Source organism: Streptomyces sp. NPDC031064, from assembly GCF_055570965.1.
This window is the reverse complement of sequence record NZ_JBVIGF010000010.1, coordinates 175,667-190,236: the sequence shown is the minus strand read 5'-3', so window position 1 is coordinate 190,236 and position 14,570 is coordinate 175,667. Positions and strand designations below refer to the sequence as shown.

At 73.5% G+C, this 14,570-nt stretch carries 18 protein-coding genes; 13 read left to right on the top strand and 5 right to left on the bottom strand.

What is annotated here, in order from left to right:
- Position 1: 1 nt before the first annotated feature.
- Positions 2-637, bottom strand: coding sequence for a maleylpyruvate isomerase family mycothiol-dependent enzyme (locus ACZ46W_RS31435; RefSeq protein WP_468344878.1), 636 nt, complete (start codon positions 635-637; stop codon positions 2-4).
- A gap of 71 nt (positions 638-708) precedes the next feature.
- Between ACZ46W_RS31435 and ACZ46W_RS31430 the strand changes: the two genes are divergently transcribed.
- A complete protein-coding gene (locus tag ACZ46W_RS31430; RefSeq protein ID WP_468344875.1) occupies positions 709-1,611 on the top strand; it encodes a LysR family transcriptional regulator in 903 nt (300 codons plus the stop codon).
- A gap of 68 nt (positions 1,612-1,679) precedes the next feature.
- On the opposite strand, the gene ACZ46W_RS31425 is transcribed toward ACZ46W_RS31430, so the two are convergent.
- Positions 1,680-2,648, bottom strand: a complete 969-nt coding sequence (locus ACZ46W_RS31425; RefSeq protein ID WP_468344872.1) for a helix-turn-helix transcriptional regulator — start codon at positions 2,646-2,648, stop codon at positions 1,680-1,682.
- Positions 2,649-2,754: 106 nt separating this feature from the next.
- Between ACZ46W_RS31425 and ACZ46W_RS31420 the strand changes: the two genes are divergently transcribed.
- Entirely contained in the window at positions 2,755-3,162 is a 408-nt protein-coding gene (locus ACZ46W_RS31420; protein ID WP_468344869.1) for a DUF3224 domain-containing protein, read from the top strand.
- 72 nt (positions 3,163-3,234) lie between these two features.
- The gene (locus tag ACZ46W_RS31415) at positions 3,235-3,693 is read left to right on the top strand and encodes a hypothetical protein (RefSeq protein WP_468344866.1); all 459 of its coding nucleotides are present in this window, start codon (positions 3,235-3,237) and stop codon (positions 3,691-3,693) included.
- A 104-nt stretch (positions 3,694-3,797) separates the two neighbouring features.
- Here the strand turns inward: ACZ46W_RS31415 and ACZ46W_RS31410 are convergent, their stop codons facing one another.
- A complete protein-coding gene (locus ACZ46W_RS31410; protein ID WP_468344864.1) occupies positions 3,798-4,262 on the bottom strand; it encodes an SRPBCC family protein in 465 nt (154 codons plus the stop codon).
- A gap of 203 nt (positions 4,263-4,465) precedes the next feature.
- A complete protein-coding gene (locus ACZ46W_RS31405; protein ID WP_468344861.1) occupies positions 4,466-4,999 on the bottom strand; it encodes a hypothetical protein in 534 nt (177 codons plus the stop codon).
- Between the two features lie 259 nt (positions 5,000-5,258).
- On the opposite strand from ACZ46W_RS31405, the gene ACZ46W_RS31400 reads away from it, so the two are divergent.
- The 10 genes from ACZ46W_RS31400 (at position 5,259) to ACZ46W_RS31355 (ending at position 13,755) form a co-directional block, all read left to right on the top strand.
- Entirely contained in the window at positions 5,259-6,410 is a 1,152-nt protein-coding gene (locus tag ACZ46W_RS31400; protein WP_468344858.1) for a sensor histidine kinase, read from the top strand.
- Positions 6,407-7,075: a response regulator gene (locus ACZ46W_RS31395; RefSeq protein WP_468344855.1), complete on the top strand. Its 669-nt coding sequence runs from the start codon at positions 6,407-6,409 to the stop codon at positions 7,073-7,075. Before ACZ46W_RS31400 ends, ACZ46W_RS31395 begins: the two co-directional genes overlap by 4 nt.
- 80 nt (positions 7,076-7,155) lie before the next feature.
- Positions 7,156-8,559: a S1 family peptidase gene (locus ACZ46W_RS31390; RefSeq protein ID WP_468344852.1), complete on the top strand. Its 1,404-nt coding sequence runs from the start codon at positions 7,156-7,158 to the stop codon at positions 8,557-8,559.
- 121 nt (positions 8,560-8,680) lie between these two features.
- Positions 8,681-9,091 (top strand): hypothetical protein, encoded by a 411-nt coding sequence (locus ACZ46W_RS31385; protein WP_468344849.1) that lies wholly within the window; start codon positions 8,681-8,683, stop codon positions 9,089-9,091.
- 110 nt (positions 9,092-9,201) lie between these two features.
- Complete coding sequence (locus ACZ46W_RS31380) at positions 9,202-9,693, top strand: flavin reductase family protein (protein WP_468344846.1); 492 nt, start codon at positions 9,202-9,204, stop codon at positions 9,691-9,693.
- Between the two features lie 87 nt (positions 9,694-9,780).
- The gene (locus ACZ46W_RS31375; protein WP_468344843.1) at positions 9,781-10,020 is read left to right on the top strand and encodes a hypothetical protein; all 240 of its coding nucleotides are present in this window, start codon (positions 9,781-9,783) and stop codon (positions 10,018-10,020) included.
- Entirely contained in the window at positions 10,020-10,394 is a 375-nt protein-coding gene (locus ACZ46W_RS31370) for a toxin Doc (protein WP_468344841.1), read from the top strand. The genes ACZ46W_RS31375 and ACZ46W_RS31370 overlap by 1 nt, the downstream gene beginning before the upstream one ends.
- 166 nt (positions 10,395-10,560) lie before the next feature.
- Positions 10,561-11,061: a phospholipase A2 gene (locus tag ACZ46W_RS31365; RefSeq protein WP_468344838.1), complete on the top strand. Its 501-nt coding sequence runs from the start codon at positions 10,561-10,563 to the stop codon at positions 11,059-11,061.
- A gap of 212 nt (positions 11,062-11,273) precedes the next feature.
- A complete protein-coding gene (locus ACZ46W_RS31360; protein ID WP_468344836.1) occupies positions 11,274-12,509 on the top strand; it encodes a sensor histidine kinase in 1,236 nt (411 codons plus the stop codon).
- A complete protein-coding gene (locus ACZ46W_RS31355; protein ID WP_468344833.1) occupies positions 12,502-13,755 on the top strand; it encodes a hypothetical protein in 1,254 nt (417 codons plus the stop codon). Before ACZ46W_RS31360 ends, ACZ46W_RS31355 begins: the two co-directional genes overlap by 8 nt.
- Here the strand turns inward: ACZ46W_RS31355 and ACZ46W_RS31350 are convergent.
- A complete protein-coding gene (locus ACZ46W_RS31350; protein WP_468344830.1) occupies positions 13,722-14,378 on the bottom strand; it encodes a DNA-binding response regulator in 657 nt (218 codons plus the stop codon). The genes ACZ46W_RS31355 and ACZ46W_RS31350 overlap by 34 nt on opposite strands.
- Positions 14,379-14,570 lie beyond the last annotated feature (192 nt).

The window sequence follows — 14,570 nt, the reverse complement described above, 5'->3', positions numbered from 1 at the left end:
CCTACGCGGCGACGAAGCGGCCGGACCGCTCTCCGCGCAGCAGCCCCGGGGGCAGTTTCCGGCCGAAGGCGACCAGCAGCAGGTCCTGCGCTGTGCCGTACACCGGCGCTCCCGACCCGAAGGACCAGTCGAGGTCGTCGGCGCGCAGTTCGACGCCGTCGAGGTCCGCTCCGAAGAACCTCACGCCCCGGGGAGTGAGACTCTCCAGGAGCGGCCGGACGCGGGCCTCCGGGACGCGCCGGTCGAGGCCGAGCGCGACGGTGATGTCCAGGCCGTGCACCACGTCGTGGCCGAGGGCCGCCGTGATGCCCCCGACCGGTGGCGTCCAGGGATGCTCCGCGTTGTCCCTCAGGAACGAGGCCAGTCGGCGCTCCGGGAAGGCCGCCGCGTCCCGGCGGGCGCACCGGTCGGTCATCCGGTGGATATTGCCGCGCGCCTTCACGAGCTCGGCCACCGTGCGGGGGAGCGAATGGCGAAACCCCATCGACATATGGGCCGCCACCTCCCGTACGCGCCATCCGGCGCACAGCGTCGGCGCGTCCCACGCGGCGGCGGGGAGGGCGTCCAACAGGTCGGCCAGCTCACGGCGTTCGGCCGCGATCGCGGTGCGGATGAGACGGCGGGCGGTGATCTCCATGACGTCCAGCGTTGCCCGGTGCCAGGCATAAGTCCAAGAGAGGGTTCTTCTGGGACCTAGAATCAGCGGTTATGGACCTCCGGCAACTGCGGTACTTCGTCACAGTGGTGGAGGAGGCCAACTTCACCCGCGCCGCCGCCCGTCTGCACCTGGCCCAGCCAGGGGTGAGCGCCCAGATCCGCCAACTGGAACGGGAACTGGGCCAGCCGCTGCTGGACCGCTCCGGCCGGACGGTGACCCTCACGGAGGTGGGCGAGGCCGTGCTGCCCTACGCGCGGGCTGCGCTCGCCGCCGCCGAGGGGGTGCGCAGGACCGTGGACGAGTTCACCGGTCTGCTCCGCGGCCAGGTCAGGGTGGGCCTCATCTCGGGCGCCGCCACCCACGAGTTCGACGTGGCCGCCGTGCTGGCCGACTTCCACGACGCCCACCCGGACGTGGAGATCTCCCTCACCGAGGACACCTCGCAGCGGATGCTCGCCGCGCTGCACCGGGGCGAACTCGACATCGCCCTGCTCGGCGTCCCGGACGAACAGCCCCCACCCGGCACCTCCGTCCAGATCGTGGTCGACGAACCGCTGGTCGCCGCCGTCGCACCCGGCGACCCCCTGCTCGGCCACCCGGACCGCACGGGCGTCCCGCTCACCGCGCTCCGCGACCGCCCGCTGATCAGCCTGCCGCGCGGCACCGGCCTGCGTGGCGTACTCGACGGCGCGTGCGCGGCGGCGGGCTTCCAGCCCCGTATCGCCTTCGAGGCGGCCGCTCCTCAGCTCCTGGCCCGGCTCGCCGGGCGCGGCCTCGGCGTGGCCGTCCTTCCGCGCCTCCCGGCCGACATGGCATCAGCCCTCGGGCTGCGCACCCTGCCCATCACCGACCCGCCCCTGCGCGGCCGGGTCGCCCTCACCTGGCGCACCCCCGGCCCGGCCGGCCCCGCCGCCAGGGCCCTCCTGGACCGACTGCGCGAAGCCCTCGCCTGAGCGGTCGGTGGGCCGGCGCGCCGGCAGCCGGCCCCGCCGATCCACCGAACCCCTGCCCCCCGCCCTGCCTACGCGCCCTCCGCGTACCGGCCGGCCAGGACGGCGACGGCTCCCGCGACCGCCCGGCGCAGCTCCGGCGGACCGAGCACCTCCGCCTCCGTGCCGAGCGCGAGCAGGTCACCGACCGCCACGGCCTCCGCCTCGACGGGCATCTCCACCCGCACCCAGCCCTCCTCGTCCGGCGGACCCGCGCCGTCGAGGGCCCGTACGCCCACCGCGCCGAAGCGCATGGGCAGCAGACGCTGCGCCCGGGGCGAGATCCGCAGCAGTGCCGTACCCCGGTGGAGCGCGGCCTCCAGGCGCCGGGACGACTCCTCCCAGGAGGCGGCCAGCACGAACCCCTCCGGCCGTTCGAAGGTCTCACCCGTCGCCTCCACGGCCAGGAACCGTGAGATCCGGTACGTCCGCACGGTCTCGTCCGCCGCCACCAGGTACCAGATACCGCCCTTGAGGACGATGCCGAGCGGGCGCAGCTCCCGGTGCACCTCACCGCCCCAGCGCCGGTAGTGCGCGCGCAGCACCCGCTGTTCCCACACCGCCCGCGCGATCGCCTCCAGATGCGGAACCGGGTCCGCGTCCCGGAACCAGGCCGGCGCGTCGAGATGGAACCGGTCCTGAACGCGCCGCGCCTGCTCGGCCAGTTCCGCGGGCAGGGCGGCCTCCAGCTTCAGCCGGGCCGTCGCCAGCACCGCGCCCAGGCCCAGATCGCGCGCCGGTCCGGGCACCCCGGTGAGGAACAGCGACGTCGCCTCGGCGTCCGTGAGCCCGGTCAGCCGGGTCCGGTACCCGTCCACCAGCCGGTACCCGCCGTCGGGGCCCCGCTCGGCGCTGACCGGGACGCCCGCCGCGCCGAGCGCCTCGATGTCCCGGTACACCGTACGGACCGACACCTCCAGCTCCTCGGCGAGCTCCGGAGCGGTCATCCGCCCACGGTTCTGGAGGAGCAGCAACAGGGACAGAAGCCGGTCGGCACGCATGGGCCCCATTGTCGCGCCGTACCTGACAGAAGGTGTCAGGTACGGCGCCCAGACTGATCACACCGCGCGGGCGACCGGCCCGCGCGCCCCCACCGGGAGGAGACCCATGCCCACGCGCACGACCGGCCGCTTCACCTTCGCCGACTGGCAGGAACGCACGCTCGGGGACGGCGGGACGAACCCGAGACTGGCCCACGCCTCGGTCACCAACAGCTTCACGGGCGGCATCGAGGCGCCCGGCAGTCTCTGCGAGTACACGATCGCCTACCTCACCGACAAGACCGGTACGTTCGCCGGCATGGAACTGCTGGCCGGCCGGCTCGACGGCCGCGAGGGTGCCTTCGTCGTCGAGGAGAGGGGCTCGTTCGAGGCGGACGGCACGGTGCACTGCGCCTTTGAAGTGGTGCCCGGGTCGGGTACCGGAGAGCTGACCGGGCTGCGCGGAACCGGCCGTTTCACGGCCAGGCACGGCGAGCCGTCCGTCCCGTACACCTTCGACTACGAGCTGGGATGAGGAGCGTTGACCTGATCTTCGGCGCCGCCGTAGGGTGAAGGACCCATCACGCCGATCGCACCTGGGCGTTCCATGGTCCTTGCACCGCGTGCCCGCCGCCGGGCCGCCGTCTTCGCCGGCTCGGCCCTGCTGTCCACGAGCCTCGCCTTCACGCTGTCGGCGTGCGGCGCCTCCGCCGAGCCGCCGCCTGACCGGCCGGCCGGGCAGCCGGCCCTGGAGCTCACGAGCGCCACGATCGCCGACGCGGTTCAGGCCCAGGCCGCAGCCCTGGTGGCGGCGGCCGAAAAGGCGGACGAGCGGCCGGGCGCGGCGGACAAGGGCGTGTGCACCACGGACCCGGCCGACCGGGCGGCGTGCCGGAACCCGAGCGGCAGGATCGACCCCGACGGGGGAGACCTGGACGGCGACGGCGTCTTCGAGCCCCACGAGCCCGTCGGCCCCGCCTACAAGGACCCGCGTGCCTACGACGGCGGCAAGACGTCGGGGGAGACCCAGTGCGAGTGGCTGCGCTCCCAGGGGCTCGCCTGCTGAGCCGCCTCACCCGCTGAGCGCCCCGAGCACGCCGATGGCCGGTACGGCACGGACCCGCCGCGTCCGTGCCGTACCGGCGCACCGTCTCCCCGTTCAGCCGCCCCTCAGCGCTCGCCGGGCTTGATGCGGCCGCGCCAGCCGCCGGACTCGCCGCCCTGGCGCTCGATGAAGGTCTTGAACCGCCGCATGTCGCCCTTCACGCGCCGGTCGATCGTGCCGGTGACGTCGGCGGCCTTCTCGGCCAGGCCGCTGGGCTCGACGTCCATCACCAGCTCCACGCGCGTGTGCGTGTCGTCCAGGCGCTGGAAGCTGACCACACCCTTCTGCTGCGTGTCGCCGCTGATGGTCCTCCACGCGATCCGCTCGTCGGGCAACTGATCGACGATCTCCGTGTCGAACTCCCGCTGCACCCCACCGATCTTGGTCTTCCAGTGGTTGTGGCGGTCGTCGACCTGGATGACCTCTTCGACGCCCTCCATGAAGTTCGGGAACTCCTCGAACATCGTCCACTGGTTGTACGCCGTGTGGATGGGGACCTCGACCTCGACGGCTTCCTTTACCGTGCTCATCAGCGCCTCCTCGTTCCGGTCTGCGGCGCGGCGGGGACCCGCCGCGCACGTCGGCCGGTGGTGCGGGTACCCGCACACGTGGATCTATGCGTGCCGGATGCGCCGCTCCTCGCCGTGGCCCCTCCGCTCCTGACCGGTCGCGTGACGGTGCCCCGCCCTCCCGCATCTGGAGGGCGGGGCACCGTCATACCCCCGTCGGTGGATCAGTCCATGACGTTCTTGAGCACCACCCTCACGTCGTGTCCGCTGTGCCAGCCCGTGTCCACGAGGGGGCTGTGGCTCGCGGCGCCCCGGACGTCGTACGTGTGCCAGGTCCGGTACCACCGGCCGCCCAGGTTCGATCCCGTGGCCGTGTACACCTGGGCGACCTCGCCGTCACGCGCGTCGTCCGGGATGTAGAGCTGGGCCTTGGTCTGCCTGTGCGGCCCGCTGCGCCGGTCGCACTCGCGGTACTTGATCTCGGTGCCGTCCTCGCCCGCCTGGAGCGTCCGCCACGCCGTGCAGGCCGTCGCCGTGGCCACCGGGACGTCCGGGCCGGGGACGTCCGGCGCGGGGGCGTCCGGCATTGGGGCGTCCGGCGCGGGGACGTCCGGCACCGGGATGTCCGTCGCCTGGGCGCTCGACACCGGGGCGGCCGACGCGGCGGTGGCCGCCGCCGGTGCCAGGACGGCCATGGCCGCCGCGGCGAGCGCCACCGCACCCGGTGCCGCGCGCCCGATCACCTTGCGTACGTTCATGCCCTGCTTCCCCCTTGCGGTGACCACGGGCCCGGTCCCCCCGTTGGGTCCCCCGAGGGCCCGTGGTCCCGGCCGCCGCGGTGGTAGGCCGCGGCGCCTTCGTGCCGGGCAAGAACCTACGGACGCCCGCGCGCCCCGTCGTCCCGCACCGGGTTGACGTCTGCGCCCACCCCCGGTGGTACGCCCGGCAGGCCTGCAACCACCGTGGTACGGCGAGAGGTTGACGTAGGACCGCCTCGACGCGGGTTACGCTGCGGCGATGCCGATCCGCCCCCTTGCCGCCGACGCCCTGATCACGGTGGCGCTGACCAGCGTGGCCGTGCTGCTCGGCCAGGAGGCCACGAGCCAGGGGTGGCCCGCCCTCGACCTCACCGGCCACCTGCTGGTGGGGCTGGTCAACGTGCCGGTCGTGGCGCGCGGCAGGGCGCCCGTCGCCGTCTGCCTCTTCGTCCTCGCCATGTGGGCCGGGTACGTCACCGCCGGCTACTGGCCCGTGGTGAACTCCTTCGCCCCCATGCTCGCCCTCTACACGGTCGCCTCCCTCCGCCCCCTGCGCACGGCCGCCGTGTGCGCGGCCCTGATGAGCGCCGTGTGGATCTACGCCGGGTTCATCAGCGAACGCGCCGCCATGGCGTCCGTCGTCGCCCAGGCCCTGGGCTTCTCCCTCGTACTCGTCCGCTTCGGCCACCTCGCCCGCCGCTCGGCCGAGCTGGCCCGCCAACTGCGCGACGAGCATGAGGAGCGGGCCCGTCGCGAGGTCACCGAGGAACGCGGCCGGATCGCGCGCGAGCTCCACGACGTGGTCGCCCACCACATGTCGGTGATATCCGTGCAGGTGGGACTGGCCCGCTTCGTGTTCGACTCCGACCCGGACACCGCCCGTACCGCCCTCGGCACCATCGCCGGCACCAGCACGGAGGCACTGGAGGAGCTGCGGCGCGTGCTCCAGGTGCTCCGCGCCGACGAGGACGGCGGCCCGACCGCGCCGATGCCCGGCCTCGCCCGGCTGACGGAAATGGCCGAGCGGGTACGGGCCGGGGGAGTGGCCGTCGAGCTGCGGGTCGACGGTACGCCGCGCCCGCTGCCGCCCGGCGTGGACCTGTGCGCGTACCGGGTCGTCCAGGAGGCCCTGACGAACGTCCTGAAGCACGCGCCGGGCTCCCGCGCCCTGGTGGAGGTTCAGTACCGGCCGCACCACGTGGCGGTCTCCGTCACGAACGACGGCGAGGGGGTGATTCAGGACAGAGTGCGGACCGGCGGCGGACACGGCTTGATCGGGATGCGGGAGCGGGCCAAGCTGTACGGCGGGACGATCAGCATCGGCCCGAGGAGCGAGGGGGGATTCGCCGTCGAGCTGACCCTGCCGACCTCCACCCGGACCGCACGGCAGAAAGACGGCACGACGGAATGACCAGGGTGCTCGTCGTCGACGACCAGTTCCTCATCCGGGCCGGCCTGGTGGGGCTGCTGCGGGCCGCGCCCGGGATCGACGTCGTGGGCGAGGCCGCCGACGGCGAGGAGGCCGTCGAGCTGGTCGCCCGGACTCGGCCCGACGTGGTGCTGATGGACATCAGGATGCCCGGCATGGGCGGCATCGCGGCCACGGAGAGGATCCTCGCCGAGGCGCCGGACCCGGCGCCCAAGGTCCTGGTGCTGACCACCTTCGACCTCGACGAGTACGTGTACGGTGCGCTGCGCGCCGGCGCCTCGGGCTTCCTGCTCAAGGACTCGGGCCCCGAGCGGCTGCTCGCGGCGGTCGCGGCGGTCGGGGGAGGCGACGCGCTCTTCGCGCCCAGCGTCACACGGCGCCTGGTCGAGGCGTTCGCGCGGCAGGCCGGCGGCGACCGGCCACAAACTCCCCCGGACCTCGCCGTGTTGACCGGCCGTGAGACCGAGGTGCTGCGGCTGACCGCGCGCGGCCTCAGCAACCAGGAGATCGCCGGTGAACTGTTCATCAGCGAGGCCACCGTCAAGACGCACCTGAACCGCGCGATGCACAAGCTGAACCTGGACAGCCGGGCGCAGGCCGTCGTGGTGGCGTACGAGACGGGCCTGGTGAAACCCGGCGGCGGCTGAGCCGGTGAACCGAACGGTGCGGCGGCACGTATGGAGGTGCGACCTTCTGTTTCCCACCGTCAGGCATTTGGGGGCCACGGATGAAGCACGGGCGGCGCACCCTTCGGCGGGCCATCAGGCTGGCGGCTGTCGGAGGGCTGCTCTGCGGCGGGCTGATGGTGTCGCACGCGGTGGCGGGTGAGCCACCGCCGGCAGGCCGTACGGCCGTCGACGGTGCCGCCCCGTCCGTCCCGCCCGCCGACGTGGCGACGGACCTCGTCGCACGGCTGGGCACGTCGCGTACCGCCGGAAGCTGGGTGGGTGCGGACGGCCGCCCGGTCGTCGCCGTGACCGACGACGCCACCGCCGACGAGGTCCGGCGGGCGGGAGCGCGGGCCGAGGTGAAGCGGTACAGCATGCGCGACCTCCGCTCGGCGACCGAGACCCTGGGCCGCGCCCCGAGGGTGCCGGGCACCGCTTGGGTGATGGACTACGCGTCCAACCAGGTCAAGGTGTACGCGGACCGCACCGTGTCGGCCGGCGACTGGTCGCGCATGTCCGAAGTCGCCCGCCGGGCGGGTGACTTCGTCCGCATGCAGCGGACCCAGGGCGAGTTCACCACCCGGGTCAATGGCGCGGTCCCCATCTTCAACGGGACCGGCCGCTGTTCCGTGGGCTTCAACGTCACCGACGGCCGGGACAACTTCATCCTGACGGCCGGGCATTGCGGTCCGGAGGGCACCCGCTGGTTCAGCGGCGGTCAGGGCCTCGACGGGCAGATCGGCACCACCGTCGCCCGCAGCTTCCCGGGCGACGACTTCTCCCTGGTCCGGTACGACGACCGGGGCGCGTTCGACGGGACCAACGCCGTGGACATCGGGCAGGGCCGGAGCGTGCCGGTCATCGGCGCGGCCGACCCCGTCGTCGGCCAGCAGGTGTTCCGCAGTGGCAGCACCACGGGCCTGCGTTCCGGCCGGGTGACCGCGTTGAACGCCACGGTGAACTACCGCGAGGGCACCGTCACCGGACTGATCCAGACCACGGTATGCGCCGAACCCGGGGACAGCGGCGGCCCGTTGCTCGCCGAAGGCCTCGCCCTCGGCGTGACCTCGGGCGGCAACGGCGACTGCACCGAGGGCGGCATGACGTTCTTCCAGCCGGTGACCTCGGCGCTGGCGGAACTGGGCGTACGCGTCATCGACGGCCGCCTCGCCACCGACCGTGGCACCGTGGCCGCGCCGTCCGCACAGCCCTCCGGGCAGCCCGCCGCGCAGCCCTCCGCGCCTCCGCTGCCCGCCGGTGCCGCGCCGCCCGCCCAGGCCGTCGCACCGCCGGGCGGCACGGGGCGGCGGACGGTCACCGCGATCGTCGGAGCACGCGAGCTCGTGCCCGGCCTGGGGGTCATCGCGGTGAGCCTGCTCGGCCTGCTGGCCGCCCGGTGGCTCCTCTCGGAGCGCGCCGACCGCGACCACCTCCGCGCCCACTACACCCACCACTGGAGCTGACGGCCCATCAGCGGGATTGACGCTGTCTGGATGACCTCTTCGTGTCGAATAATCCGGTTATCGTCCCACGTGCTTAAGGTGAGCCCGCTGAAGCCACCCCCCTAGCTTGGGAGACATAGCAATGGGTCAGTTCGCACGTACCTGGGGCGCCGGTATCGCCGCCGCCGCGCTGATCGCCGGCTCCGTCGGGACCGCTGTGGCGGTCACGTCCCCGTCCTCCGCGCCCGGCAAGCCCGCGGCCTCCTCCACCGCGCTCACGACCGCCTCGGCCCACGCCACGATGAAGAGCGTGCGAGCGTGGCAGCAGTTCCGCATCCGCGGCGTCATCAAGAGCCTGCGGCCCGGCAGCAAGGTCATCCTCCAGCAGCAGCAGGGCAAGCGCTGGGTGACGCTCCCCGCCTCGATGAACACCACGTCCCGCTCCACCTACAGCATGCGTGTCATGCTCGGGCTCAAGGGGCACAACAAGCTGCGTCTGGTCGACAGCCGCAAGCGGGTCGTCACGCCCGTGATCAACGTCTGGGTGCGCTAGACCGTGTCCGCGAAGTAGCGCCGTCCGCCCCGCCGCGGGCGGCCGCCGATTCCGGGCTCGCTCGCCGGTGCGGCGTCGCGAGCCCGGCCCACCGGGGAGGGGTGAGGTCCGTGGCCGGACTCGACGCGTTCAGCGATCTGCTGGACCACCCGATGTACGTCGTGACGGCGGCGGCGGCCGGCGGCGAGCGGGCCGGCTGTCTCGTCGGCTTCGCCTCCCAGTGCTCGATCCACCCGCCCCGCTTCGCCGTCTGGCTGTCCACCGCCAACCGGACCTACCGGGTGGCGCGCCACTCCACCCACCTCGCCGTTCACCTCCTCCACCGCGAACAGGTCGGCCTGGCGCGGCTGTTCGGCGGCGAGACCGGTGACGAGACCGACAAGTTCGCCCGCGTCGCCTGGCAGCCCCACCACCACGGCGCCGTACCCGTACTGACCGACGCCTGCGCCTGGTTCGTCGGCCGTGTGCACAGCCGTACCGGCGGCGGGGACCACGTGGGCTTCCTCCTCGACCCCCTGGAGACGTCCCCGCCGGCGCCGGGGAGGCCCCCGCTGATCATGCTCAGCGACGTCGCGGACCTCACGCCCGGCCACCCCGCATAGCCACCGCCCGCCCATGGCCACCGACCCGCATGGCCGCCGCTGCGCGAGCTCTGGCCGGGCTGGTACCTACTAGGTACCATCATGGGTATGCCGTCCTTGAACATCACCTTCACCGATGAGGAGCTGGAGGAGGTCCGCGCCGCGGCGGCCGCCGAAGGCAAGTCCCTCAAGCAGTACGTCCACGATCTCCCCCTCCGTGAACGTCAACGGCGCCAGTTCGTCCGCTACGCCGTCTCCTGGGGCGAGACGCACCGCGCCGAGTTCGACGAGGCCTTCCCCGACGAGGTCCCCGAGGCCGACGGCCGCCGGGGAGGCGCGGCCGCCTGATGGTGCTCTACATCGACGTCCCCTGGCTCCTGGACGTACAGGAACAGGCCGTCCCCGAAGACGTGTCCGTCGCGGACTACTCCGCACTCGTCGCCGCCGTCGCCCGCCACAAGACCCGCATCCCGCGCCCCACGACGGCCGAACCCGACCCCGCCTGGCGCGCGGCGGCCCTCCTGCACACCCTCGTACGCCTCCAGCCGCTGCCGCACCGCAACTCCCTGTACGCCTGCCAGGTCGCCGTCGCCTACATGTACGCCTCCGGCGAGGGCATCGACGCCCCGTACGGGGCGCTGGTGGAACTGGTCCGCGACATCCAGGCGGCCAAGGCCACCGTCTACGAGGCGGCGGACCGCATCCGCGGCTGGCGCATCTGACCGACCCGGACCGACCCCGGACCGACCAGGACCGACCCGGGCCCGCTGCCCCGCGTCCGCTCCTCCGTGCCCCTTACAGGGGACCTTCAGCAACCTCGCCCCCAGGTGATCGTTTGCAGTCCTGGGCGGAGATCGCTCCGCCCGGGACCGATGACCTGGAGGCCCGATGCGCCGGAAGCTCTCGACCACTGTCGCCGCGCTCGCGTTCGCTACCACCACTGCTCTCAGCGGCGTTGTCGCCACGGCCGGCACCGGCGTGGCCGCCGACACCGGCCCTGCCGCCGTCGCCGAACCGACCGTGCGCGAGCAGGCGGACCGGATCATGAACCTCACCTACCGCGAGTTCGCCCGGACACCGCGCATCGAGCCGTTCAACTGGTCGACCGACGGCTGCTCCGTACCCACCGGCTACGCCCCGTACAGCGAAGTGTTCCGCCCGGCCTGCGTCCAGCACGACTTCGGGTACCGCAACTACGGCGCCAACCACGAACTGAGGCTCAGCCCCACCCGGGAGACGAAGAACTGGATCGACAGGCGGTTCAGGACCGAGATGGAGCGCGTCTGCCAGGACACCTACCTCACGCCCCTGCGCCACCTCAACTGCGTGAACGCGGCCCAGGCGTACTACCTGGCCGTCAGCGTGGGGGGAGACCAGGCCTTCTTCTGACCGGGCCGTGAGAGGGGGAGGACCAGGGGGAAGGGGCAAGGGGAAGGGCCGTGCCGGATCTCTCCGGCACGGCCCTGTGGCCCGTACGACCCGCTACGCTCCCCCGAAGGCCGCCCGAGCCCGTTCTCACATCAGCCTGACGTCGGGAACGTTACCGGTCGGCGGGCGGGTGTGGTGTCGGTCGTTCGACCCACATGTCGGGTGGGGAGCCGATGGGACCTACGGAGAGGGAGTTCACCGGGTTCGTGCGGCGGCACGTGCCCCGGTTCCGCGCGGTGATCGTCGCCTCCTGCGCCCTGCTCTCGGTGCCCGCGCTGCCCGTGGCGGACATGGCCGCGGCGGGTGTCGTCGCGGCGGTGGCCATCGGGTGGAGCCTGCTGTACCCCGCCTGGTTCGCCTCGGGCGCCCGGCCCCGGGCGCTGCTGGCGGCGGACCTGGCGGTGATGGCGGGCCTGTGCCTGACCCAGGCGCTGACCGTCCCCGCCACGCAGCCCTCGCACGGCAGCACCTGGATCCTGGTGGCCGTCAGCTTCGTGGCCGTCGGCTACCAGTTCACCCACCCGCCGCTCACCGGCGCCCTGGTCGCCGGATACCTGGCCGCCGCCGACCTGGCCGGAGTGGTCGTCGCCGGGGCCGTACAGGACCGGCCGGACGCCTGGCCGGCGGCGCTGCCCAACATCGGCTGGCTGCTGGTGCAGGCGGCCATGTCGCGCGGCCTGTACGCGGTCGTGCACCGGCGCGGCCGGGCGGCCGACGCGGCGGCGGCCGAGGCGGCCGGCGCGCGGCAGGCCCTGCGCGTGGCGGAGGCACGGCGGGCGGCCGAGCGGACGCATCTGGCGACGCTGCACGACACCGCGTGCGCCACGCTGTTGATGGCCTCCCTGCCGGGCGGCTCCATCCGGCCCGAGGTGGTCCGGGCACAGGCCGGGCGGGACCTGCGCCGCCTGACCGCCGAGGAGCGGCCCGACGCGGGAACGGACTTCTTCAAGGCGGGTCTCGAGGCGGGTCTCAACGTGGACCTCAACGCGGATCTCAAGAAGGACCTCAAGGCGGACCTCAAGGCGGACCTCATGGCGGAACTGTCGCGGGAACTGCTGAGGCATCCCGTCCGGACCGACCTGCGGTACGCGAACCACCGCCCGGACCGGGTGTCGCTGTGGCGCCCGGCCGTGGTGGCGCTGCGCGACAGTTGCGGCGAGGCGCTGCGCAATGTCGCCCGCCACGCGGGCGTGGACGCGGCGCGGGTCACGGTGGCGCGCCGGGGAGAGGGGGTCGTCGTGACGGTCGAGGACCGGGGACGGGGCTTCGACGTGGCGGCGGTTCCCGCACACAAGCAGGGGCTGTCGCGGTCCGTCGTGGGGCGGATGCGCGCCATCGGCGGCGATGCCGAGGTCGTGTCCCGGCCGGGGGAGGGGACGCGGGTGCGGCTGGAGTGGCCCCGTGCGTGAACCGCTCACCGAGCAGATCTCCGACCGCCTGCGGGGCGGCGCGCGCCTCGCGGCGCTGGGCATCCTCGCCGCGATCCACGTGGGCCTCGCGCTGCCCGCGCTGCTGAGCCGGCTCTCCGAGTACCCCCGGCCGTGGCTCCAACTGGCCGCGTTCGGGCTGCTGTCGCTGGTCCTGGTCACCATGGTGGCGGCGGCGGTGCTGGACCGGGGTACGAGAGGCCCGGACGGTCCGGTCACTCCGGGCGGGGGCGCTCGGCGAGGGGCGCACGTGTGGCCGTGGGTGGGGCTCGGGTGCACGGTCGTCGCGTCGGCGGCCGCGACGAACGACCTGCCGGGCGAGTACTTCCTCGGCACCCTGCACTGGTCGTTCCTGGAGGCCGGCTGGTTCGGCGTCGTCCTGCTGATGGACCGGCCGCTCGCCATGACGTGGGCGTTCCTGGGCGGCCATCTCGGAGTCACGTTCACGCAGTTGCTGCTGAACGGGCTGCCACCGCGGCAGCAGGCCGCGGGCATGGCGGTCAGCGCACTGGCCATCTGCGGCTTCCAGGTCGCGATGGCCGTCGGGGCGCGGCTGCTGCGCGACTGCGCGCGGTCGGCGAGCACCGCGCTGCGGGAACAGGAACGGCTCCACACGGAGGCGGCCGTGGCCGAGCACCTGCACCGCGACCAGCGCGACCGGTACCAGGCGCTGAACGCGACGGTGTTCCCCCTGCTGGCCGGTCTGGCCGACGGGTCGCTCGACCCGCGCGACGACGAGGTGCGCCGCCGGTGCGCGCTGGAGGCGGCCAAGCTGCGGCGGCTGTTCGCCGAGAACGACTACGCCGCCGATCCGCTCGTCCACGAGCTGCGCGCCGGGATCGACGTGGCCGAGCGCAACGGCGTCGGCGTGCAGCTCGCCGTCCGGGGTGCCCCCGCCGAGCTTCCGCGCGGCCTGCGCCGGGCGCTGATCGAACCGGTGCTGGCGGCGCTCGCGTCCGCCGACCGCACCGCCCGGGCGACCGTGGTGCGCGGCGGCGGACGCGTACGCGTCGGGGTGGTCATCGACGAGCCGGCGGCGCGCATTCCGGCCACGGCGACGGACCAGGTGCGGGTGCGGACGGTGAGCGACGAGGGGCGGCTGTGGGTGGAGGCGGTGTGCGCGTCGGTGCCGGCGGGCCGCGACGGCGGTGACGCGGAGGGCGGCGACGCCGGAGGCAGGGGCGGCGTGGGCGCTCACAGTTCGTCGAGGGAGACCAGCCCGTCCTGAACGGCCCTCGCGACCAGGTTGGCCTTGGTCGTCGCGGGACGCCCGGCGTTGGCGTACTTGATGCGCACCCGGTCGAGGTACGTGTTGACGGTACGCACGGACAGCCCCAGGCTCTGGGCCACCATGGCCTTGGACTCCGACTGGAACCACTCGAGCAGTACGTCCACCTCGCGGGGCGCCAGCACCGGACGGCCCCGCCGGGTGTCGCTGCCGAACGCGCCCGCGAGGGCGGGCGGTGTGTACGGGACGCCCTCGGCGGCCGCCAGCGTCGCGGCCACGAGGTGGCGTTCCCCCTCGGCCTTGGTGAGGTAGGTGAAGGCGCCCAGGTCGAGGCAGGTCAGGGCCGCCTCCTGACTGTCCTTCATGGTGTAGACGATGACCTGCCGCTGCTGGGCGACCAGTTGCTTCAGTTCCGGGTACGCCGGTGCCCCCTCGGAGAGCTGGAGGTCCAGGACCACCACGTCCGCGTCCCGTCCCGGTCCGGTCGTCGCCACGGACACGTCGTGGCCCTTGGCCAGCACCCTGATGGGGTGCCCGGACGTGGTGTACCAGTACTCGATCCCGGCGAGCACCACCGGGTGGTCGTCCACGAGTGCCACCCCCACCGGCCGGTCGTTCCGCATGCGGTCCTCCCCTCCCGCGCCGCCGACCCTCCCAGGCTATTGCCCGGTGGGCGCCGTCGCCGGGCGTTTCCCCGGATGAGGCGCCGGCCTGCGGCGGTGACAGTCAGTGACTGTCCGGGATGCGGCGCGGGAGTGGCTCTGTTTGTCTGATGTGGCCCGGCCTCACGCCACATCGGAAAGACCGAAAGGGAC